This is a genomic window from Pseudomonas sp. FW305-3-2-15-C-LB1 (genome assembly GCF_058787615.1).
Genome location: NZ_JBYSZX010000006.1, coordinates 289,530 through 310,323, shown reverse-complemented (window position 1 = coordinate 310,323; position 20,794 = coordinate 289,530). Strand labels below are relative to the sequence as shown.

General features: G+C 62.2%; 19 protein-coding genes. 8 read left to right on the top strand and 11 right to left on the bottom strand.

Annotated elements, in window-relative coordinates:
- The first annotated feature begins 1 nt into the window (after position 1).
- From AC3WP7_RS14915 to AC3WP7_RS14900, 4 genes are all read left to right on the top strand, one after another.
- Positions 2 to 490: a Csu type fimbrial protein gene (locus tag AC3WP7_RS14915; RefSeq protein ID WP_092244824.1), complete on the top strand. Its 489-nt coding sequence runs from the start codon at positions 2 to 4 to the stop codon at positions 488 to 490.
- Positions 491 to 515: 25 nt separating this feature from the next.
- A complete protein-coding gene (locus AC3WP7_RS14910; protein WP_102591747.1) occupies positions 516 to 1,304 on the top strand; it encodes a fimbrial biogenesis chaperone in 789 nt (262 codons plus the stop codon).
- A 71-nt stretch (positions 1,305 to 1,375) separates the two neighbouring features.
- Complete coding sequence (locus AC3WP7_RS14905; protein ID WP_102591810.1) at positions 1,376 to 3,733, top strand: fimbria/pilus outer membrane usher protein; 2,358 nt, start codon at positions 1,376 to 1,378, stop codon at positions 3,731 to 3,733.
- Positions 3,730 to 4,704: a Csu type fimbrial protein gene (locus AC3WP7_RS14900; protein ID WP_092244827.1), complete on the top strand. Its 975-nt coding sequence runs from the start codon at positions 3,730 to 3,732 to the stop codon at positions 4,702 to 4,704. Before AC3WP7_RS14905 ends, AC3WP7_RS14900 begins: the two co-directional genes overlap by 4 nt.
- On the opposite strand, the gene AC3WP7_RS14895 is transcribed toward AC3WP7_RS14900, so the two are convergent.
- Together AC3WP7_RS14895 and AC3WP7_RS14890 are read right to left on the bottom strand one after the other, a co-directional pair.
- Positions 4,701 to 5,438 carry an anti-sigma factor family protein gene (locus AC3WP7_RS14895; protein WP_102591748.1) on the bottom strand — a complete coding sequence of 246 codons (738 nt, stop codon included), beginning with the start codon at positions 5,436 to 5,438 and terminating at the stop codon, positions 4,701 to 4,703. The two genes, AC3WP7_RS14900 and AC3WP7_RS14895, sit on opposite strands and share 4 nt — an antisense overlap.
- Positions 5,435 to 5,941 (bottom strand): RNA polymerase sigma factor, encoded by a 507-nt coding sequence (locus AC3WP7_RS14890; RefSeq protein ID WP_092244834.1) that lies wholly within the window; start codon positions 5,939 to 5,941, stop codon positions 5,435 to 5,437. Before AC3WP7_RS14890 ends, AC3WP7_RS14895 begins: the two co-directional genes overlap by 4 nt.
- A gap of 167 nt (positions 5,942 to 6,108) precedes the next feature.
- Between AC3WP7_RS14890 and AC3WP7_RS14885 the strand changes: the two genes are divergently transcribed.
- Entirely contained in the window at positions 6,109 to 7,191 is a 1,083-nt protein-coding gene (locus tag AC3WP7_RS14885; RefSeq protein ID WP_092244838.1) for a catalase family peroxidase, read from the top strand.
- Positions 7,188 to 7,727 (top strand): cytochrome b, encoded by a 540-nt coding sequence (locus AC3WP7_RS14880; RefSeq protein WP_092244841.1) that lies wholly within the window; start codon positions 7,188 to 7,190, stop codon positions 7,725 to 7,727. Before AC3WP7_RS14885 ends, AC3WP7_RS14880 begins: the two co-directional genes overlap by 4 nt.
- 18 nt (positions 7,728 to 7,745) lie before the next feature.
- Here the strand turns inward: AC3WP7_RS14880 and AC3WP7_RS14875 are convergent, their stop codons facing one another.
- Positions 7,746 to 8,897 carry a M14 family metallopeptidase gene (locus AC3WP7_RS14875; protein WP_102591749.1) on the bottom strand — a complete coding sequence of 384 codons (1,152 nt, stop codon included), beginning with the start codon at positions 8,895 to 8,897 and terminating at the stop codon, positions 7,746 to 7,748.
- Between the two features lie 465 nt (positions 8,898 to 9,362).
- Positions 9,363 to 9,713 carry a DUF6124 family protein gene (locus tag AC3WP7_RS14870; protein WP_092244847.1) on the bottom strand — a complete coding sequence of 117 codons (351 nt, stop codon included), beginning with the start codon at positions 9,711 to 9,713 and terminating at the stop codon, positions 9,363 to 9,365.
- A gap of 132 nt (positions 9,714 to 9,845) precedes the next feature.
- Between AC3WP7_RS14870 and AC3WP7_RS14865 the strand changes: the two genes are divergently transcribed.
- Positions 9,846 to 10,478 carry a LexA family protein gene (locus AC3WP7_RS14865; protein ID WP_071492000.1) on the top strand — a complete coding sequence of 211 codons (633 nt, stop codon included), beginning with the start codon at positions 9,846 to 9,848 and terminating at the stop codon, positions 10,476 to 10,478.
- Here AC3WP7_RS14865 and AC3WP7_RS14860 read toward each other — a convergent pair.
- The 4 genes from AC3WP7_RS14860 to AC3WP7_RS14845 are packed head-to-tail and all read right to left on the bottom strand — an operon-like array spanning position 10,475 to position 16,001.
- Complete coding sequence (locus AC3WP7_RS14860) at positions 10,475 to 12,400, bottom strand: acetyl/propionyl/methylcrotonyl-CoA carboxylase subunit alpha (protein ID WP_102591750.1); 1,926 nt, start codon at positions 12,398 to 12,400, stop codon at positions 10,475 to 10,477. The two genes, AC3WP7_RS14865 and AC3WP7_RS14860, sit on opposite strands and share 4 nt — an antisense overlap.
- Positions 12,397 to 13,203, bottom strand: coding sequence for a gamma-carboxygeranoyl-CoA hydratase (locus tag AC3WP7_RS14855; protein WP_092244853.1), 807 nt, complete (start codon positions 13,201 to 13,203; stop codon positions 12,397 to 12,399). Before AC3WP7_RS14855 ends, AC3WP7_RS14860 begins: the two co-directional genes overlap by 4 nt.
- A 15-nt stretch (positions 13,204 to 13,218) precedes the next feature.
- Positions 13,219 to 14,826 (bottom strand): carboxyl transferase domain-containing protein, encoded by a 1,608-nt coding sequence (locus tag AC3WP7_RS14850; protein WP_092244856.1) that lies wholly within the window; start codon positions 14,824 to 14,826, stop codon positions 13,219 to 13,221.
- Between the two features lie 11 nt (positions 14,827 to 14,837).
- The gene (locus AC3WP7_RS14845; RefSeq protein ID WP_102591751.1) at positions 14,838 to 16,001 is read right to left on the bottom strand and encodes an isovaleryl-CoA dehydrogenase; all 1,164 of its coding nucleotides are present in this window, start codon (positions 15,999 to 16,001) and stop codon (positions 14,838 to 14,840) included.
- 150 nt (positions 16,002 to 16,151) lie between these two features.
- Between AC3WP7_RS14845 and AC3WP7_RS14840 the strand changes: the two genes are divergently transcribed.
- Entirely contained in the window at positions 16,152 to 17,789 is a 1,638-nt protein-coding gene (locus tag AC3WP7_RS14840; protein WP_093527957.1) for an AMP-binding protein, read from the top strand.
- A gap of 541 nt (positions 17,790 to 18,330) precedes the next feature.
- Here AC3WP7_RS14840 and AC3WP7_RS14835 read toward each other — a convergent pair.
- The 3 genes from AC3WP7_RS14835 to AC3WP7_RS14825 form a co-directional block, all read right to left on the bottom strand.
- On the bottom strand, positions 18,331 to 19,230 hold the full coding sequence (locus AC3WP7_RS14835; protein ID WP_102591752.1) for a hydroxymethylglutaryl-CoA lyase: 900 nt from the start codon (positions 19,228 to 19,230) through the stop codon (positions 18,331 to 18,333).
- A 16-nt stretch (positions 19,231 to 19,246) separates the two neighbouring features.
- A complete protein-coding gene (locus AC3WP7_RS14830; RefSeq protein WP_071491993.1) occupies positions 19,247 to 19,639 on the bottom strand; it encodes a MerR family transcriptional regulator in 393 nt (130 codons plus the stop codon).
- Positions 19,640 to 19,752: 113 nt separating this feature from the next.
- Positions 19,753 to 20,688, bottom strand: coding sequence for a LysR family transcriptional regulator (locus AC3WP7_RS14825; protein WP_071491992.1), 936 nt, complete (start codon positions 20,686 to 20,688; stop codon positions 19,753 to 19,755).
- Between the last annotated feature and the right edge of the window lie 106 nt (positions 20,689 to 20,794).

Sequence of the window (20,794 nt, the reverse complement as noted above, 5' to 3'; positions counted from 1 at the left end):
AATGTGGCTCAGAGTCTTGCTGGCCTGTGGGCTGGCGGTACCGCTGCCGTTGTCGGCGGTGACGAGCCAGAGTTTCCAGGTGAGCGCGACCATCATCCCGGGCTGCCTGATTGTGGGCGGCAGCTCCAATTATGGTGCGCTGACCTATGGCAGTCATTCGGCCCTGGCCACCAGCACGGTCACGGCGGCGCTGACGGGGGGCGTGACGTTGCAATGCACACCGGGTGTGACGCTGAGCATGAGCGTCGACGGCGGGCAGCACAGCAGCACCGGGCGCAATCTGCAGCTCAATAGCGGTAGCGCGCGGGTGGCTTACCAGTTGTTTCGGGATGCGGCGTTCAGTCAGGGCCTAGGGATCGACCAGAGCGTCAACGTGGCCTACAGCGATGCGAACAATATCAGCCTGCCGATCTACGGGCGGGTGCAATTGCCGGGCAATCAGCCTGGGGGGACATACAGCGACACGCTGCAGGTGCAGCTGACGTGGTAAGGCTATCGGTATAAGGAGTGGGGTTATGCGTTCACCATCCCGGCGGTTGTGGGCCGCGGGCATTGCCTTGAGTACGGTGTGCACGGCGGGGCTTGTGCAGGCGGCCAGCTCGGTGCTGATCTGGCCCATCGACCCGGTGCTGGAGGCCGATCAACAGGCTAGCGCGCTGTGGCTGGAAAACCGTGGGACCGAAACCGCGAGCCTGCAGATTCGTGTGTTTGCCTGGAGCCAGAGTGGTTTCGAAGAGCAATACCAGAACCAGCGTGATGTGATCGGCAGCCCGCCCGTAGCGCGGATCGAGCCGGGGCAGAAACAATTGGTACGCCTGACCCGCACCCGTGAAGTACCACCGGGGCAAGAGTTGGCCTACCGCATCATCATCGATGAAATCCCTTCACCCCTGCAGGTGCCCACGCCGCCGGAAGGCAAGAACACCGCAGCGGCGATCCGCTTTCAGATGCGTTATTCGGTGCCGCTGTTCGCCTACGGCGCGGGCCTGTGGAACAAGGAGGACAGCACGCGCCAGCGTGACCCCAAGGGCGCGGGCAAGCCGGATCTGAGCTGGCACAAGGTCACGGTAGCAGGGCGCGACTACATCGAAGTGCGCAACCAGGGCGCCGTGCATGCGCGCCTTACCGATGCCGCATTCAAGCAGGGCGGGCAGACACGGCCCTTGGTGGATGGCCTGTTGGGCTACGTGTTGCCGGGCGCCAGCATGCGTTGGCCGGTGCCGCCAGCGCTGTCGGCCGACCAGCCGCTGCAGGTCAGGGTCAACGGCGCATCCCAGTTGGAAAGCCTCGCGCCGCAGCGGTAACAAGCCTGTAACGGGGCAGGAACGCCCCGGGATTTAAACGGATGGAGATGTCCATTGAAGGACACAACGCCATGGTGAGTCGTGGTCTGGCTCGCAGTCTATGGCTGTCGGTGGTGGGCGGACTGGGCGGCGCAGTGGTTGCGCTTCCGGGCGTGGCTGGCGACCTGCCACCGCCCCCGAGCAGTATGGAGGCTGTCGCCGATGCACAGTTGTTTCTGGAGCTGGTGGTCAATCAGATGGACACCGGCCGCGTTATCGCGGTCGATCAACGGGCCGGGCAACTCTATGTGCCGGCCAGCGCACTGCAGGACGTGGGCATGAAGTTGCCCGGCGAATTGAGCGGCAGCGTGGCGCTGGACAGGATCCCCGGCCTGCACAGCGATTACGACAGCAACGGCCAGCGCCTGCTGCTGGATGTGCCGCCGTCGTGGCTGAAGGAACAATTTATCGGCAACCGCGACACTTACCCGCGCACCCAGGCAATGAGCAGCTTTGGCGCCTTGCTCAACTATGACCTGTATTTCAACGACACTGACGAAGGCGGCAGCTACCTCGCCGCCTGGAACGAAGTGCGGCTGTTCGACAACTGGGGCACCTTGTCCAATACCGGCCAGTACCGCCAGACCTTGGCTGATGGTGTCAGCAGCGGTACGTTCAACAACGGCTACCGGCGCTATGACACTACCTGGCGCTTCTCCGATGATGAGCGGCTGCTGACCTACGAAGCCGGTGACGTGATCAGCGGCGCCTTGCCCTGGAGCAGTTCGGTGCGCCTCGGCGGTGTGCAGTTCTCGCGGGACTTCGCGGTGCGTCCGGACCTGGTGACTTACCCCCTGCCGCAATTTGCCGGTGAGGCCGCGGTGCCGTCGTCGGTGGACCTGTTTATCAATGGCTACAAATCCGATAGCGCGCAGTTGCAACCGGGACCCTACACCCTGACCAACGTGCCGTTTATCAACGGAGCGGGCGAAGCGGTGGTGGTGACGACTGACGCCCTGGGTCGCCAGGTGTCGACCACCGTGCCGTTCTATGTGACCAGCACGCTGTTGCAAAAAGGCCTGACGGATTTTTCAGTGGCTGCCGGCACCTTGCGCCGGGATTACACCCTCAAGGACTTCGCCTACGGCCCCGGCGTGGCGAGCGGTACCTTTCGTTATGGCTATTCCGACAATTTGACCCTGGAGAGCCATGCCGAAGCCTCCACTGACCTGACCCTCGGCGGCCTGGGCGGTAACCTGCGGCTGGGCAATCTCGGCGTACTCAATGCCGCCGTCAGCCAAAGTCGATTCGAAGGGCGTAGCGGCCAGCAACTGAGCCTGGGGTATCAGTACAACAGCACGCGCTATAGCCTGTCCTATCAGCGGGTGGAACGACACGACGAGTACGCCGACCTGACCCTGGTCGACACCGCTTACGCCAGCCTCAGCAAGCGCAGCGAGCAGGTGACGCTGAGCCTCAACCTTGAACGTTTTGGCAGCCTGGGCATGGGGTATTTCGACGTGCAGGCGGCGGACGATTCGCGCACGCGGCTGCTCAACCTGAGCTGGAGCAAGCCGCTGTGGCGCAATACCAGTTTCTACCTGTCGGCCAACCGCGAGATCGGCGACAGCAATTGGGCGATGCAGGCGCAGTGGGTGATTCCGTTCGACCTCAACGGCAGCCTGGCCTTGAGCACCGAGCGCAGCAAGGACGGCGCCAGTCGCCAGCGCCTCAATTACAGCAGCGCAGTGCCCAGCGAGGGTGGGGTGGGCTACAACCTCGGTTATGCCCAGGGCGATGGTGCGGCGTACCGGCAGGCCGACCTGACCTGGCGCTTGCAGTCGGTGCAATTGCAGGCCGGCGTGTACGGCAGCAGCGATGCCCAGACGCGCTGGGCGGATGCCAGTGGCTCGCTGGTGTGGATGGGCGGCGACACCTTTGCCGCCAACCGTATCAATGATGCCTTTGTGGTGGTGAGTACCCAGGGCTTCGCCGGTATCCCGGTGCGCTACGAGAACCAGCTGGTGGGCGAAACCGACCGTAATGGGCATCTCCTGGTGCCGTGGAGCAGCGCGTACTACCGCGCCAAATACGAAATCGATCCGCTGAACCTACCGCTCAATGTGCAAAGCCCAAATGTGGAACAGCGTGTATCGGTGCGCCGTGGCAGCGGCTACCTGCTGGAGTTTCCGTTGCGCCGGGTACTCGCGGCGAGCGTTACCCTGGTGGACACCCAGCATCAGGAATTACCCTTGGGCAGCCTGGTGGTGCACGAGCAAAGCAACCAGCAGGCAGTGGTCGGCTGGGACGGCCTGGTGTACCTGGAAAACCTCTCGGCACATAACACCTTGCAGGTCACGCTGGGTGAAGGGCGTACGTGCCAGGCGCGATTCGAGGTCAACGAGCAGCAACAAGGCGTGCCGCTGATCGGGCCGTTGGTGTGCCAATGAGACGCGTGGGCTGGCTGTGGCTCCTCGGGATGGTGGGCTCGGGGCAGGCAATGGCGCTGTGTTCGACGGTGGCGACGGCTCCGGTGAGTTTTGGCTCGGTGAGTTCGATCAACGTACGCACCGCGACGCAAAACAGCTCGACCCTCAATGGCGGTTTGAGCTGCACCGCTTCACTGATCGCCCTCGGCACCAGTGACCACTTCTATGCCACGATCACCTCAACCACCAGCGGCATGGTCGGCCCTACGGGGGATGTGATCGGTTATACGATTTATGGCAACAACACCACCACGTTCCCTATTACACGAGGGCTTCAGTTCGATTTCGGTCCCAATGGCATTGCGACAAGCGCGGGTCTTTTGACGGGGCCGGGCAGCAAGAACCTGCCGCTTTACGTGGGCAGTATTACCGGGACCAATGTGGCGGCCGGGGTGTATACCGAAGTCCTCAGCGTTGCATGGACCTGGGATTATTGCATTGGCCTGGGGGTGGGCAACTTGTGCGTATTGCGGGACAAAAACCTGACTCCCCAAGTCAAGCTCCTGACCGTGAGCATGACCGTCACCAATGACTGCCAGATCACCGCGCCCAATATCAGTTTTGGCAGTGCGCCCGTCATCAGCGGGTTCACTGCCGTGACCGGCCAGACCATCAGTATTTCCTGCACCAAGGGCAGCGCCTATAGCGTAGGCCTGAGCGACGGCCAGAACGCCGTCAGTGTGGGCGGGCGGCGGCGCATGATCGCCGGCACCCACTACCTGGCCTACGACATCTTCAAAAGCGCCGGCACCACGCGCTGGGGCAGCGTGGGCGCGGCGCGACGCGACAGTTCTACCGCCGAGGTCAACCCCGGCAACGGCCTGGGTATCGGCAGCCAGGTGTTCAACTACAACGCCAGGATCTACACCGATCAAGCCACACCGCCCGCCGGCACCTACCTCGACAACGTGGTACTCGACGTGGGCTTCTAGAACTTCAGCATCGCCGGGGCGGGCTGATCCGCCGGGCTGACCACCGCATAGTTGTAGCCGGCACCGGACCAGTACTGGGCCTGCAAGCCATCGGCGCTGCGGCTGCCACGGGGCAGAAAGCCGTTTTCCGGGCCTGGCGGGCGGATGTAGAAGCTGATGCGCCGCCCTTGCGGGTCTTCGTACAGCACCATGGCGGCGGCGCCTTGCTCGGTGGTGAGCAGGCGCCCGCTGACCGGCGTGAAGCCCGACGCACTCAGGTCAGGCAGGCGGTGGGCCTGGTTGAAGTAGCGGTCGAGCCAGGCCTGCATCGTGCCGCCGCCCTGGCCCTTGTAGTCCGCCGGCATGATGCCGTCCTGGGCAAACAAGCGGAACGCCTGCATCGCGTCGGCCATGGGCAGTTGGGCCGGCTGGCTGACTTCACGGGCGTGCCAGCCACCGACACCGCCGAGGCCGACAGCGATCAGCAGCACGGCTGCCGTAGCCAAGTGGCGGCGTGATTGACGCTTGATGCGCTGGCGGATCAACGTCGGGTCCAGGTCCGGGTTGGCCGGTTGCTGCAGGGCACCGCCCAACGCGGCACGCAGCAACTGCGCGTCGTGCTGCCAGGCATGGACCTGGGCTGCGACATCCGGGTGGGCTGCCAGATAGGTTTCAAGTACACGGCGATCACTCTCCAGCAGTTGGTGATCGACGTAGGCATGCAAATCGCGTTCGCTGGGGGGCAGGCTGATCATTTGAGTATCCGCAGGGAAGGGCTGGCAATTTCGCCATCACTGAGTTGACGCAGGGCCTGGCGCGCACGGGACAGGCGTGACATCACCGTGCCGAGGGGCACATCGAGGATCTCGGCGACTTCCTTGTAGCTCAAGCCTTCGACCGACACCCACAGCAACAGGGCACGCTGCTCGGTGTTGAGTTGATCGAAGGCTTGCAGGGTCGACTGGGCGATCACCGTGCGTTCGACCGATGGCTGCGTATCGTCACGCCCGGTAAAGAATTCCAGCATGCGCGCATAGCGCCGGGTGCGACGGTGGGCATCGAGGAACTGGCGGTAGAGGATCGAGAACAACCAGGCACGCAAGTCGCCTTCGACACGTTTATCGGCCCAACTGATGATCGCCCGCTCCAGGGTCGACTGCACCAGGTCGTCGGCGCTGCTGGCGTTACGGGTCAGGGACACGGCAAAGCGCCGCAGCCTGGGGATGAGTTCACGTAACTGTTCGTCGAGTTCATGCATGGGAATCTGGCTGGTCACTACGCTGGGATTAGAGAGACGTGCGCCGTTGAGGGTTATTCCCCGTGCTTGAAAATAAATCCAGGGCCAGGGAATAGAGCCGATCGGCGTTCGTCTTCATGCTCCGACCTTATGTTCACCCCTAAGGCCTTTGGCCCCGGAGTTCCTTCATGGTAGATCACTCATCACCGCCTCGTCCCCCGTTGAGCACCGCGAGCCTGATCGCGCGCCTGGCGGGTATCGGTGCCGTGGTTGCGGTTGTGGCGGGGGCCTTTGCCTACGTCAACGGCACCCTCGACCCACAGCGCCTGCGTCCTAAAACCCTGGTCAACGCGCTGGAAACCAACAATGGCGTGCACCCGGGCTTTCGGCGTAACCATGCCAAAGGCATCTGCGTCGCCGGGTATTTCGAGAGCACGCCCGAAGCTCGCACCTATTCCAGTGCCCAAGTGTTCAGCGAGGCCAAGACCCCCGTGATCGGCCGCTTTGCCTTGCCCAGCGGCAACCCTTACGCGCCCGATAGCAGTGTGCCGATCCGCAGTTTTGCGGTGCAGTTCTCCCAGGCCAACGGCCAGCAATGGCGCACCGGCATGAACAGCATGCCAGTGTTCCCGGTGGGCACGCCCGAGGCGTTCTATCAGTTGCTCCAGGCCGGCGCACCGGAGCCCACCACTGGCAAGCCGAACCCGGCGAGCATGCCGGCGTTTTTCGCCGCCCACCCCGAGACCGCGCCGTTCCTGGCGTGGGTCAAGACTGCCAAGCCCTCGGCGAGCTATGCGACCGAAACCTACAACGGTATCAACGCGTTTTACCTGGTGGGCGCCGATGGCAAGCGCCAGGCCGTACGTTGGGGCGTGGTGCCGCAGCGTCAGGATGCGCCGGGCGATACCGCGCCAGCCGGAAGTGATTACCTGGAACAAGACCTGGTGCAACGCTTGGCCGCCGGGCCGCTGCGCTGGCAGTTGAACATGACCCTGGCCAACCCGGGTGACCCGGTGGACGATGCGAGCAAGGCCTGGACTGGCGAGCATAAAGTCATCAATGCCGGCACCCTGGTGTTGCAAAGCAGCCAGCCACAGGCGGACGGTGATTGCCGCGACATCAACTTCGACCCACTGATTCTGCCCAGTGGTATCGAAGCGTCCAATGACCCGTTGCTGGCGGCACGCTCGGCGGCGTATGCCAGTTCCTACCTGCGCCGCGCCGGTGAAGTCGGCCCGTTGCACAGCGCCCCTCAGGAGTCGAAGCCATGAATGCCCAACCACGGTTTTTTGCCCCGCTGGCGCGCCTGCTGCACTGGCTGATGGCGCTGATGATCATCGCCATGCTGTTTATCGGCGCGGGCCTGGCGGCTTCAGTGTCGGAACGGCATGAGTGGTTGATCCACCTGCACAAGCCGCTGGGTATCGCGATTCTGGCGCTGGTGATCGTGCGCCTGGCGGTTCGGTTCTCCACGCGCCAACCGCCGCTGCCCGTCGACCTGCCGTTGTGGCAAGTGTTGGCGGCCAAGGCGTCCCATGTGGTGCTGTATGCCTTGATGCTGGTATTGCCACTGCTGGGCTGGGCGATGATTTCGGCGGCAGGCGATCCGGTGATGCTCAGCAGTTCTGTGCGGTTGCCGGCGCTGGTGGGCGCGAACGCGCCATTGTTCGCGGTGCTGCGCAAGGCCCATGGTTATCTGGCCTACCTGCTGTTCCTGACGGTGCTGTTGCACCTGGCGGCGGCGTTGTTCCATGGGCTGATCCGCCGCGATGGCGTGTTGCAGAGCATGACCGGCACCAAGGAGTGATGCCGGTGGGAGAGGGCGTCAGCGCAGCACGGTGACGATATCGGCCACCGTGCTCAGCACGTCCTTGCCCAACTGCCTGGAGCGCTCGCCTGACCAGCCGGTCTTCGGGTTGGGCGCGTCGTTGTTGTCCTTGAAGGGCATTTCCAGGGTCAGCGACAGGCAGTCGTATTTCTGGCCGACCGCGTTGCACGCCAGGGTCATGTTGGCTTCGCCCGGCAGGTCGCGGGTGTAGCCGTGGGTGGTCTGGAAGTCGCGGGTCAGGGCGCTCAAGTGGCTGCGAAAGTGTTTTTCCAATGCCTCGATGCGTGGGGTGTAGCCGGGGTTGCCTTCGCAGCCGGCGGTGAAGACGTAGGGGATTTCCTCGTCGCCATGGATATCGAGAAACAGGTCGACGCCGTACTTTTCCATTTGTTGCTGGACGAACAACACTTCCGGGCTGCTCTCCTGGCTGGCGCTCTGCCAGGCACGATTGAGGTCCTGGCCCATGGCGTTGGTGCGCAGGTGACCGTGGAAGGCTCCGTCCGGGTTCATGTTTGGCACCAGGTACAGGTCGGCGACCTTCAGCAGTTTTTTCAGCTCGGCGTCACCGTCCTGTTGCAGGCGTTCGATGATGCCCTCCATGAACCATTCGGCCATGTGCTCGCCGGGATGCTGTTGGGCGATGATCCAGATCTTGCGCCGACCTTCGCCGCCCTTGCCGCGACGCAGTAGCTGGATGTCACGGCCTTCGGCACTTTTGCCGGTGGCCAGCAAGCAGGTATTGGCGCGACTCAGGGCCTGCTCGATCAGCCAGTCGTGGCGCTCGCGGCTATAGGGTTCGAAATAGGCGAACCAGGCGTGCTTCTCGCGGGTTTCCAAACTGATATGCAGGATTTCCCCGTCGAAGCGCGAAGGCACCCGGAACCAATTGACGTGGTCATAGGAGGCCACGGCGTTGTAGCCACTCCACGCGTGTGGGTAGGACGATTTACCCGCATTGCTCAGGCGAAAGGTGTGGGTATGGCCCACGTGCATGCCTTCGGCCTTGAAGTGGAACCATTGGTAATGTTGGCTGCGCGTGTCGGGTTTGATTGCCAGCAGTAACTGATAGGCGTCGTGGGCATCCAGTACCTGGATATTGCCACTGTCGAAGTCGGTGCTGATCCTGATGGAGGTCAAGGCCACGGTCATAGTCTGGTTGCCTGAATATGAGTGTTGTGGCGGCTATCTTACACAGGAGTCTGGTAAAGACTGGACGCAAAATTGTTGCGAAGGGGGAGGGGGCGTCTTCCTTGACGCCGCAGCAGCTTAGGATCTATGAGATTGATTCTCAAGCGCTATTTCGAAAAGATCGGGTCTAGAGCGGTAGACTGGCTTTCTTTTGGCGATAGTCTTTTGCTACCATGCGCGCCATCAAGCAACACACAGTCTTCATTAGCCTGAAGCCATGCCAGGGAAACTGGCAAAAAAAAGACCCGGCCAAAGAGCCGGGTCAAAAACCGTGATTAGCCTGATGAGGAGATATTCCAAGAGTCCGACCTAAGGTCCCTTGGCCTATCGACTGATCTCGCGATCAGCTGGGTCCAATAATAATCATTATCATTTGCAAGTCAAATGTTTTTATCCGTGAGATAGAAATATTTTTCTTCGCGCCTGTCATCCGTTCGCTTGAGCCTCCGGCGCCTGCAACGACCGCTCCACCATCGCCTTCGCCATATCGATCAAATACACCACTGAAAACGCCAGGTCACGATGAGTGCCGCGATGGCTGCTCGCGGACTCATAGGCCGTGGCCGCTGCACTGCGCAACAGGTCCGAGGCGTGCACCAGGGCTTCCTCAGGGCTGATGCCTGGCTTGATGGCAAACAGGGCATCGTCAGGGGCTGGTGCCGACATATCTTCTTTCAAGTAAAAGTCCAATGCGCGCTTGGCGGCGCCGCTGCTGCGCAGGTCGTGCAGCTCGGTGTCTTCGGGGATTTCAGGCAGCAGATACGGGCTTGTCGTCATAAGGGGCGGTACTCTGGGGTGGGTGTCGAAAACCTTATGCCCGATGATAGTACGTATCGTATTTATGTCGTTTTATGGATTACTACAAACTGTTTATTGCCCTGGAAACTGCGTGACGTATTGTCAGCGCCCATGGATAACTGGATCGCGTTGGTCAAGGCCAACATGGAAGACCGCAAGGTCACGCAAGGTGAACTGGCTGAGCGCCTGGGCATGTCCCAGGGCGGCGTCGGCCATTGGCTCAACAAGCGCCGTGCGCCGAGCCTGGTGGACATGAATCGGGTGCTGGCGGCGCTGGGGCTGGGCTATCTGGAGGTCGCGCTGGATATTCGCGAGCGGGTCGATGAGCCGCCTGCGGAGAAAAACTACAACCCGTATTTCCGTTATCCGGTCAGCGATTGGAATGGGTTGTGCGAAGTGCGTGAGCCGCGTACACCTTACGGCGCTGCCCGCTTCGAGCTGACGGATTACCACGCCCGGGGCGAAGCCTTCTGGCTGCCGGTCACCGGCGACGCCATGACCGCACCCAGTGGCCTGAGCATCAGTGCGGGCATGATGATCCTGGTGGACCCGGCCATTGCCGCCGAGCCCGGTAAATTAGTGGTGGCCCAGTGGGTCGGGAGCCCCCGGGCGACCTTTCGCCAGTTGCTGGAGGAGAGCGGCCAGCGTTACCTGGTGCCGCTCAATCCCACCTACCCGAAGCAGTTGCTGACCGACGATTGCCGCCTCCTGGGCGTCGTCGTACAGGCCACGGCAAAATTTTAACCAGCCGTTTCAAGCTCCACCAAAGTGCAACCTTCGGCAACCATTTCGCCTTCCTGGCAGAACAGTGCCTTGACCACCCCGGCCTGGGGCGCACGGATGCTGTGTTCCATTTTCATGGCTTCCAGCACCACCAGTTGCGTGCCGGCTTCCACCGGTTGGCCCACCTCTACCAGCACCCGTACGATGCTCCCATTCATCGGGGCTGTCAGCCCACCCTGATGGGATTGGTTGGCCTCGACTGCAGCAATCGGATCGAACAACGATACGCCGCGCATCTCGCCGTCCCAACGCAGATACACCGTGTGGTCATGGCGTACCGCCAGATGGCTGCGACGCACGCCCTGTTGTTCGATCAGCAACTGTTCGCCACGCAACTGTGGCGCCTGGGCGGCCTGCGTCACCAGTCGGTCCTGGCCATTGCAACTCAAATGCAGTGACACCTCGGCAGGCAGCCCGGCGCGAAAGCCGCGTTTATCTGCCCAGGGTCCATCCGATGGTGGCAGGCTCTGCATGTATGCTGCGGCGGCCGCCTGCCAGAATTCATCACCCAGTTCACCGGCCTCGGGCAACAAGTCATCCTGATAGCGCGGAATGAATCCGGTATCCAGTTCCGCATCCGCAAACGCCGGATGCCCGATAATGCGCCGCAGAAAACCCAGGTTGGTCTTGAGCCCGCCGATGGCAAACTCATCCAGCATGCCCAACAACCGCAACCGCGCCTGTTCACGGTCCTCGCCCCAGGCAATCAGCTTGCCGAGCATGGGGTCATAGAACGGCGAGACGTTGTCGCCTTGCTCGACACCGCTGTCCACACGGCGCCCTTGTCCGGGTGCGGATTCGCGATACAGCGCCAGGTGCCCGGTGGCAGGCAGGAAGTCATTGGCCGGATCCTCGGCATACAGCCGCACTTCGATCGCATGGCCGACCAGCGGCACCTGTTCCTGGGTGATCGGCAGCGCCTCGCCCTGGGCGACACGAATCTGCCAGGCCACCAGATCCAGGCCGGTAATCGCTTCGGTGACGGGGTGCTCCACCTGCAGTCGCGTGTTCATCTCCATGAAGAAGAAATCGCCACGCGCGTCGAGCAAAAACTCCACAGTGCCAGCACCGACATAACCGATGGCCTGGGCCGCACGCACAGCCGCCTCGCCCATGGCCTTGCGTTGTTCAACACTCAACCCCGGTGCCGGCGCTTCCTCGACGACTTTTTGATGGCGACGCTGAATCGAGCAGTCCCGTTCGTTGAGGTACAGGCAATGCCCGTGTTGATCGGCGAACACCTGGATCTCCACATGACGTGGCTTGAGCAGGTATTTCTCCACCAGCATCTGCCCATTGCCGAAAGACGACAGCGCTTCTCGCTGGGCCGAAGCGAGCGCCTCGGCCAACTGGCTGACGTCCTCGACCACCTTCATGCCCTTGCCGCCGCCACCGGCCGTGGCCTTGAGCAGTACCGGGTAGCCAATGCGCTCGCAGGCGGCGCGGAAGGTGTCCAGGTCCTGGGCGTCGCCGTGATAGCCCGGCACCAGGGGCACGCCTGCGGTTTCCATCAGCGCCTTGGCGGCCGACTTGCTGCCCATGGCATCGATGGCGGAGGCGGGCGGCCCGAGGAAGATCAACCCGGCGGCTTCAATCGCACGGGCAAACCCGGCGTTCTCCGACAGAAAACCGTACCCCGGATGGATCGCCTGGGCGCCGCTGGACTGGGCGGCGGCGATCAGCTTGTCGATTTGCAGGTAGCTGTCGGTAGCCTTGCTGCCGCCCAGGTCGACGCGAATATCCGCCTCACGGCTGTGCCGTGCATCGCGGTCGATGGCGCTGTGCACCGCCACGGTGGTCAGGCCCATGGCCTTGGCGGTGCGCATCACGCGGCAGGCAATCTCGCCACGGTTGGCCACCAGCAGGGTTGTCAATGTACTCATGAACGCGGCTCCTGGGGCTGCCAGCTCGGTGGACGTTTTTGCAGGAACGCGCGCAAGCCTTCCTGGCCCTCGGTGCTGACCCGGATGCGCGCAATGGCGTTTTCGCAATAGCGGCGCAGCGCTGGGGTGAGGGCACCGTTGCCCACTTCGCGCAACAGGTCTTTGCTGGCGCGCATGGCAGCCGGGCTGTTGTGCAGCAGGTTGGCGATCCACTGTTCGACCTGATGGTCCAGCTCGCCGATGGGATAGCTTTCCGCCAGCAAGCCGATGTCGCGCGCGCGCTGGCCGCCAAAACGTTCGGCGGTCAGGGCATAGCGCCGTGCTGCGCGTTCGCCGATGGCTTGCACCACGAACGGGCTGATCACCGCCGGCGCCAGGCCGATGCGCACTTCCGACAAGCAGAACTGCGCATCATCGGCACCAATCGCCATGTCGCAGCAACTGATCAAGCCGAGTGCGCCCCCGTAGGCCGCGCCTTGCACCACCGCCAGGGTCGGGATTTTCATTTTGGCCAGGTTGTACATCAGCTCCGCGAGTTCGCGGGCATCGTCCAGGTTGGTGTGGTAATCCAACTCGGCCGACTGCTGCATCCAGGCCAGGTCGGCGCCGGCGCTGAAGTGCTTGCCGCGCCCGCGCAGGACCAGGAAGCGCAGGGACGGATCGCCTTGTACCCGATCGAGGGCGATGATCAGCTCGCGGATCATCTCGGCGTTGAACGCGTTGTTCTTGGCTTCACGACTGAGCCACAGCGTGGCAAAGCCACGGGGGTCGATGATCAGTTCGAGGGTGTTGAAATCGCTCATGGGGTACAGCTCCATTTACATGCGGAACACGCCGAAGCGGCTCGGCTCGATGGGGGCATTCAGCGACGCGGACAAGGCCAGCGCCAGCACGTCACGGGTCTGCAACGGGTCGATCACACCGTCGTCCCACAGGCGTGCGCTGGAGTAGTAGGGATGACCCTGGGTTTCGTACTGGTCGAGGATCGGCTGCTTGATCGCGGCTTCTTCTTCCGTGCTGAACGCTGTACCGGCGCGTTCGGCCTGCTCGCGCTTGACCTGCACCAGCACCCCCGCCGCCTGTTCGGCGCCCATCACGCCAATGCGTGCGTTGGGCCACATCCACAAAAAGCGCGGGTCATAGGCGCGGCCACACATGCCGTAGTTACCCGCGCCAAAGCTGCCGCCGATGATCACCGTGAACTTCGGCACCTTGGCGCAGGCCACGGCGGTGACCAGCTTGGCGCCGTGCTTGGCGATGCCGCCGGCTTCGTACTTCTGGCCGACCATGAAGCCGGTGATGTTCTGCAGGAACAACAAGGGAATGCCGCGCTGACACGCCAGCTCGATAAAATGCGCGCCTTTTTGCGCCGCTTCGGCAAACAGAATCCCGTTGTTGGCCAGGATCGCAATCGGGTAGCCGTGCAGGTGGGCAAAGCCGCACACCAGGGTGGTGCCAAACAGCGCCTTGAATTCATCGAACACCGAACCGTCCACCAGCCGTGCAATGACTTCGCGCACATCAAACGGCTGCTTGGCGTCGGCCGGGATCACGCCGTACAACTCTTCACTGCTGTACAGCGGAGCTACCGGCGAACGTTGCAGCAACTGGCCTTGTTTGCGCCAGTTGAGGTTCGCCACGCTGCGCCGGGCCAGCGCCAGTGCATGCTCATCGCTGTCGGCATAGTGATCGGCCACCCCGGAAATCCTGCAGTGCACATCGGCCCCACCGAGGTCTTCGGCACTCACCACTTCACCGGTCGCCGCCTTCACCAACGGTGGACCGGCGAGGAAGATGGTGGCCTGGTCGCGCACCATGATTGCTTCGTCGGCCATGGCTGGCACATAGGCGCCACCGGCGGTGCACGAACCCATCACCACCGCAATCTGTGGGATGCCCTGGGCGCTCATGTTGGCCTGGTTGAAGAAGATCCGCCCGAAGTGCTCGCGGTCGGGAAACACTTCGTCCTGGCGCGGCAGGTTGGCACCGCCTGAGTCCACCAGGTAGATGCACGGCAGGCGGTTCTGTTCGGCGATGGTCTGGGCGCGCAGGTGTTTTTTGACGGTGAGCGGGTAGTAGGAGCCGCCTTTGACCGTGGCGTCGTTGGCGACGATCATGCATTCGACGCCTTCCACGCGGCCGATCCCGGCAATCACCCCGGCGGCCGGCACGTCTTCGCCGTACACCTGATGGGCGGCCAGTTGGCTGAGTTCAAGGAACGGCGAGCCCGGGTCGAGCAAACGATTGATACGCTCGCGGGGCAGCAACTTGCCGCGTGAGGTGTGTCGCTCCTGTGCCTTGGCGCCGCCGCCTTGCTGCACGTGGGCGAGCAGGGTGTGCAGGGCGTCGACCTGTTGGCGCATCGCCGCGCTGTTGGCGGCAAACTCCGCCGAACGCGGGTTGAGCTGGGTGTGCAAGGTGGCCATGGTGCGCTCCTTCAGCGGGTTTCGTTGAAGAGTTCGCGACCGATCAGCATCCGCCGGATTTCACTGGTGCCGGCGCCGATCTCATACAGCTTGGCGTCGCGCAGCAGACGCCCGGCCGGGAATTCGTTGATGTAGCCGTTGCCACCCAGGATCTGGATCGCGTCCAGGGCCATTTGCGTGGCGCGTTCGGCACTGTAGAGGATCACCCCGGCGGCATCCTTGCGCGTGGTCTCGCCACGCTCGCAAGCCTGGGCTACCGCGTAGAGGTAGGCGCGGCTGGCGTTGAGCTGGGTGTACATGTCGGCAACCTTGCCCTGGATCAGCTGGAATTCGCCGATGCTCTGGCCGAACTGCTTGCGGTCGTGAATGTAGGGCACGATCAGGTCCATGCACGCTTGCATGATTCCGGTAGGGCCGCCGGAGAGCACCACGCGCTCGTAGTCGAGGCCGCTCATCAGCACTTTCACGCCGCCGTTGAGCGCGCCGAGGATGTTTTCTTCGGGCACTTCCACATCATCGAAAAACAGCTCGCAGGTGTTGGAGCCGCGCATGCCCAGCTTGTCGAACTTGTTGCTGCGGCTGAAGCCCTTCCAGTCGCGCTCGACGATAAACGCGGTGATGCCGTGCGGGCCTTTTTCCAGGTCGGTCTTGGCGTAGATCACATAGGTGCTGGCATCGGGGCCGTTGGTGATCCAGGTCTTGCTGCCGTTGAGTACGTAATGGTCGCCGCGCTTATCGGCGCGCAGCTTCATCGAGACCACATCGGAGCCGGCGTTTGGCTCGCTCATGGCCAGGGCGCCGACGTGTTCGCCACTGATGAGCTTGGGCAGGTATTTGAGTTTCTGCGCGTGATTGCCGTTGCGGTTGATCTGGTTCACACACAGGTTGGAGTGTGCGCCATAGGACAACGCCACCGAGGCCGAGCCGCGGCTGATCTCTTCCATGGCCACCACATGGGCCAGGTAACCCAGGCCGGCACCGCCATATTCTTCTGGCACGGTGATGCCCAGCAGGCCCATGTCACCGAACTTGCGCCACAGGTCGGCGGGGAACAGGTTGTCGATGTCGATCTGCGCCGCACGGGGCGCGATTTCCTTGCCCACAAAGGACTGCACCTGGTCGCGCAGCATGTCGGTGGTTTCACCGAGGGCGAAGTTCAGGGACGGGTAACTCATGGACAGGCACCTTAATGTGAGCATTGTTGTTGTGTGGATGGGGCGCCAGGGGAGGGCGCTCACCTTTACGTTAACGTAAGCTTGCGTTGCGGCGCTGTCAATCGTAGTTTACGTTTACGTCAACCTACAAAAAAGACAACAGGGGTCGTTATGGAACAACCGAACCAGAGCTACAGCCGCGGCTCACAGGACAAGACCTTGCTGGCCATGACGATTGGCCAAGCCTTTGACCGAACCGTTGCGCAGTTCCCCGATGGCGAGGCCTTGGTGGTGCGTCATCAACAACGCCGCTACACCTGGCGACAACTGGCGGAGACTGTCGATTTGCACGCGCGGGCGTTCATGGCCCTGGGCATGCAAACGGGCGACCGCCTGGGCATCTGGGCACCCAATTGTGCCGAGTGGTGCATCAGCCAGATTGCCAGTGCCAAGCTCGGGGTGATCCTGGTCAACATCAACCCGGCCTATCGCAGCAGCGAGTTGGACTACGTGCTCAAGCAGTCCGGCTGCCAGTGGCTGGTGTGCGCCGGCTCATTCAAAAGCTCCGATTACCACGCCATGCTGCAGGAGCTGAAACCGGACGTGCGCGGCCTCATCAGCCTCGATCCCAAACCGCCCGCAGGGTTCATGCCGTGGTCGCAACTGGCCGCGCTCGGCGCTGGCATTGCGCCCGAACAGTTGCACAGTCGCCAGGCCAGCCTGCACTTCGATCAGCCCGTGAATATCCAGTACACCTCCGGCACCACCGGCTTCCCCAAGGGCGCCACCCTCAGTCATCACAACATCCTCAATAACGGCTACATGGTCGGCGAAAGCCTGGGCCTGACCGCGCAAGATCGCCTGGTGATCCCGGTGCCGCTGTATCACTGCTTCGGCATGGTCATGGGCAACCTGGGCTGCATCACCCATGGCACCACCATGATCTATCCGAACGACGGCTTCGACCCGCTGCTGACCCTCACCACCGTCGCCGAAGAACGCGCCACCGGTCTTTACGGCGTACCCACCATGTTCATCGCCCTGCTCGATCACCCACAGCTGGGCGACTTTGACCTGTCTACGCTGCGCACCGGCATCATGGCTGGCGCCACGTGTCCCATCGAGGTGATGCGCCGGGTCATCAGCGAACTGCACATGCGCGAGGTCCAGATTGCCTACGGCATGACCGAGACCAGCCCGGTGTCGCTGCAAACCGGAGCGGACGATGACCTGGAGCGCCGTGTGACCACGGTCGGGCGCACCCAGCCACAATTGGAAAGCAAGATCATCGATGCAGACGGCAACACGGTGGCGCGTGGAGAAATCGGCGAATTGTGCACCCGCGGCTACAGCGTGATGCTCGGCTACTGGAACAACCCCGACGCCACGCGCGAGGCCATCGACGACGCCGGCTGGATGCACACCGGCGACCTGGCAAGCATGGATGCCCACGGCTACGTATGCATCGCCGGGCGCAACAAGGACATGATCATTCGCGGCGGCGAGAACGTGTACCCGCGTGAGCTGGAGGAGTTTTTCTTTACCCATCCGGCGGTGGCGGATGTGCAGGTCATCGGCATTCCGGATGCGCGCTACGGTGAAGCCATCGTTGCCTGGATCAAGTTCCACCCCGGCCATGTCGCCAATGAACTGGAGCTGCAAACCTGGTGCAAGGGCCGCATCGCGCACTTCAAGACGCCCAAGCACTTCAAGTTCGTAGAGGAGTTTCCGATGACGGTAACGGGCAAGATCCAGAAATTCCGCATGCGCGAGATTTCCATGGAGGAGTTGGGGGCAGGGCAGGAGTAAATCCCTGAATGCACAAAGGGGACCCGAGGGTCCCCTTTAATTTGTCGTTGCGTGCTCTTTTTTTATTATTGAGGGGCGGTCTATTGTTGTTTTTGGCAACCGTTACCCTTTACCGCTGTTTTTGGCGACCCCCATCCGGGATCAAGAGCAAACGTATTTTTTTGAGCGCTGATCTGCTTCTTCGTGATGATCCAACCAGTGGGCAGCTACCTGAGGTAGTTTTATTTTTCTCTGACCGGTTGCGGGTTTCGGCATGCCGTACCCTGCGAAGCACATCTTCTCCAAAAAAATCTGTTAGCTGCGTCTCTGCCGTGTTGTTTTTGTTATGTCAGAGTCGTTTCGTCTTATTTTTATTAGGTTTGGCGCTTTTTATTCTTGTTATGCGATAGAGATAGCAGAACCCGTGCCAACTTTTTAAAACCCTTTAAAATCAATGATTTGATTTTTGTGTAGGGATTGGCCTACGGCAAATACGACAAAATATGTTCCCGTGTTACTCGATGTGTAGGCGTGCGGTAACACATTGTCACGGCCAGGCTACTCAACCGGCGTCACGCGCCTTGGCCACACGCGATCCTGTTGGCCGGCCCAGTACGCTGCTGATCTGCTGCCCCGCGCCAATCAATGCCTCAAGGTCGATACCGGTCTCGATGCCCAGGCCGTCGAGCAGGTACAACACGTCTTCGGTGGCGACGTTACCGCTGGCGCCCTTGGCATAGGGGCAGCCGCCGAGGCCCGCGATAGAGCTGTCGAACACCGTGATGCCTTCCAGCAGGCTGGCGTAGATATTCGCGATGGCCTGGCCATAGGTGTCATGGAAGTGCCCCGCCAGCTTGTCCCGTGGCACCTGCGCCGCGACCACCTCGAACAGCCGTCGCGTGGCGCCTGCCGTGCCGGTGCCGATGGTGTCGCCCAGAGACACCTCGTAGCAGCCCATGGCATACAGCTCCCGCGCCACCGCCGCGACCTGTTCCGGCGCGATCTCGCCTTCATACGGGCACCCCAGCACGCAGGACACATAGCCCCGCACGCTGACCCCTTGCTGCCTGGCCGCCGCCATGATCGGCGCGAAGCGCTCCAGGCTTTCACTGATGGAGCAATTGATATTGCGCTGGGAAAACGCCTCGGACGCAGCGGCAAACACCGCCACTTCCTTAACGCCAGCCGCCAGCGCGTCGTCAAACCCGCGCAGGTTCGGCGCCAGCGCACCATAAGTCACACCGGGCTTGCGCTGGATCTGCGCAAATACCTCGGCGGAACCGGCCATTTGCGGCACCCACTTGGGCGAGACAAAACTGCCGACCTCGATATAGCGCAAGCCGGCAGCGCTGAGGGCGTCCACCAAACGGACCTTGTCCGCCACGCTGATGGGTTGGGCTTCGTTCTGCAAACCATCGCGCGGGCCGACTTCCACCAGGCGCACGTGTGAGGGGAGGGACATGGCAATTACCTTCTGGTCAGTGGTCGGCCTGGCGCAGGGTGTGGGCCAGGGCCTGGGTGCAGCGCTCTTCGGCGGTGTCCAGTTCCAGCTTCATCTGTTCGATGTCCAGCAGTTGCTGTTCCAGCTGCTCGCGGCGCTCGGCGATTTTTGCCAGCATGCTGTTGAGTTGCACGTGGTTGCCACTGGTGGGGTCGTAGAGTTCGATCAGCTCGCGGCACTCGGCCAGGGAAAAACCGATGCGCTTGCCCCGCAGGATCAGTTTGAGGCTGACCTTGTCGCGCGCCGAGTAGATGCGCTCCTGGCCCCGGCGTTCCGGGGCCAGCAGGCCTTGTTCTTCGTAGAAGCGAATGGCGCGGGTGGTGATGTCGAGCTCGCGGGCGAGGTCGGAGATGCTGTAAGTCGTGCTCATGGGGGCGCTCAAGGAGGTCTTGGCGTTAAGCTACTGGCAGGTTGACGTAAACGTCAAGGGTCGCTGCGCGACCCATCGAGGGCAAGCCCCCTCCCACAGGACGCTCGCCAACCTCACGCCTGTTGTTTATCCAGCTTCTTCTCATGGGCCGTGACCTGCTGGCACAACTCGATCATCTGCTCGCGCATCCAGCGGTTGGCCGGGTCCTGGTCGGTGCTTTCGTGCCAGTACAGATGGGTTTCCACCGGCGGTACGTCGTTGACCGGCAGGTTGAACCAGTGCAGTTCATGGCGGCGGGCGAAGCGCTCGGGCACGGTCATGACCATGTCGGTCTGCTGCAGCACCTGCGAGGCCATCAGGTAATGCTGGGAGCGCAGGGCGATCTTGCGCTGGATGCCCATCTTGCCCAGGGCCAGGTCCACATGACCCAGACCGTTGCGCCGGCTGGAAATATGGATGTGGGTCAGCGACAGGTAGTCATCCAGCGTGAGCTTGTCCTTGCCGGCCAGCGGATGCCCCTTGCGCATGGCACACACGTAGCGGTCTTCCATCAGCTTGACGTGGCGAACCTGCGGGTCGGTGTTGAGCGGCGCATCCACGGCAAAATCCAGGCGCCCGGCGGCCAGTTCCTTGGTGGTTTCGCGGCGCTTGGACAGGAAACTCTCGATCACCACCGTGGGCGCCAGGCGACGCAGGCGCTGGAACAGCAGCGGCAGGATCACCGCCTCGGTGAGGTCGGTCATGCTGATGCGGTAGGTCTTGGCCGCCTGTTGCGGGTTGAAGATGCGGCTTTCCTGCACTGATACCCGCAGCAACGACAGCGCATTGCGCACCGGGCCGATGATGTTCTGTGCCATCGGCGTCGGCACCATGCCCTGGGCGGTGCGCACGAACAGCGGGTCGTTGAAGGTCTCACGCAGGCGCGCCAGCGCATTGGACACCGCCGGCTGGGTGATGCCGACAATCTGCCCGGCGCGGGTCAGGTTGGCTTCGGTGTAGATCGCGTCAAAGACGATAAACAGGTTGAGGTCGACCTTGCTCAGATTCATTTCGCAGCGCTCTTATTGTTAGGTGGCCATACGTCGATCATATATCGGTGATGAATGTTAATACACGCCGAGAATAGGCTAGGTAAATTATCAACGCTGTTCTAGC

What these genes read in the sequence shown, in the direction of transcription:
- AC3WP7_RS14840 (WP_093527957.1), top strand. Translation starts at nt 16,152, where the DNA reads ATGGAACAACCGAACCAGAGCTACAGCCGCGGCTCACAGGACAAGACC.
- AC3WP7_RS14905 (WP_102591810.1), top strand. Translation starts at nt 1,376, where the DNA reads ATGGTGAGTCGTGGTCTGGCTCGCAGTCTATGGCTGTCGGTGGTGGGC.
- AC3WP7_RS14910 (WP_102591747.1), top strand. Translation starts at nt 516, where the DNA reads ATGCGTTCACCATCCCGGCGGTTGTGGGCCGCGGGCATTGCCTTGAGT.
- AC3WP7_RS14890 (WP_092244834.1), bottom strand. Translation starts at nt 5,941, where the DNA reads ATGCATGAACTCGACGAACAGTTACGTGAACTCATCCCCAGGCTGCGG.
- AC3WP7_RS14830 (WP_071491993.1), bottom strand. Translation starts at nt 19,639, where the DNA reads ATGAGCACGACTTACAGCATCTCCGACCTCGCCCGCGAGCTCGACATC.
- AC3WP7_RS14865 (WP_071492000.1), top strand. Translation starts at nt 9,846, where the DNA reads ATGGATAACTGGATCGCGTTGGTCAAGGCCAACATGGAAGACCGCAAG.
- AC3WP7_RS14835 (WP_102591752.1), bottom strand. Translation starts at nt 19,230, where the DNA reads ATGTCCCTCCCCTCACACGTGCGCCTGGTGGAAGTCGGCCCGCGCGAT.
- AC3WP7_RS14850 (WP_092244856.1), bottom strand. Translation starts at nt 14,826, where the DNA reads ATGGCCACCTTGCACACCCAGCTCAACCCGCGTTCGGCGGAGTTTGCC.
- AC3WP7_RS14915 (WP_092244824.1), top strand. Translation starts at nt 2, where the DNA reads ATGTGGCTCAGAGTCTTGCTGGCCTGTGGGCTGGCGGTACCGCTGCCG.
- AC3WP7_RS14885 (WP_092244838.1), top strand. Translation starts at nt 6,109, where the DNA reads ATGGTAGATCACTCATCACCGCCTCGTCCCCCGTTGAGCACCGCGAGC.
- AC3WP7_RS14845 (WP_102591751.1), bottom strand. Translation starts at nt 16,001, where the DNA reads ATGAGTTACCCGTCCCTGAACTTCGCCCTCGGTGAAACCACCGACATG.
- AC3WP7_RS14880 (WP_092244841.1), top strand. Translation starts at nt 7,188, where the DNA reads ATGAATGCCCAACCACGGTTTTTTGCCCCGCTGGCGCGCCTGCTGCAC.
- AC3WP7_RS14825 (WP_071491992.1), bottom strand. Translation starts at nt 20,688, where the DNA reads ATGAATCTGAGCAAGGTCGACCTCAACCTGTTTATCGTCTTTGACGCG.
- AC3WP7_RS14900 (WP_092244827.1), top strand. Translation starts at nt 3,730, where the DNA reads ATGAGACGCGTGGGCTGGCTGTGGCTCCTCGGGATGGTGGGCTCGGGG.
- AC3WP7_RS14860 (WP_102591750.1), bottom strand. Translation starts at nt 12,400, where the DNA reads ATGAGTACATTGACAACCCTGCTGGTGGCCAACCGTGGCGAGATTGCC.
- AC3WP7_RS14855 (WP_092244853.1), bottom strand. Translation starts at nt 13,203, where the DNA reads ATGAGCGATTTCAACACCCTCGAACTGATCATCGACCCCCGTGGCTTT.
- AC3WP7_RS14895 (WP_102591748.1), bottom strand. Translation starts at nt 5,438, where the DNA reads ATGATCAGCCTGCCCCCCAGCGAACGCGATTTGCATGCCTACGTCGAT.
- AC3WP7_RS14875 (WP_102591749.1), bottom strand. Translation starts at nt 8,897, where the DNA reads ATGACCGTGGCCTTGACCTCCATCAGGATCAGCACCGACTTCGACAGT.
- AC3WP7_RS14870 (WP_092244847.1), bottom strand. Translation starts at nt 9,713, where the DNA reads ATGACGACAAGCCCGTATCTGCTGCCTGAAATCCCCGAAGACACCGAG.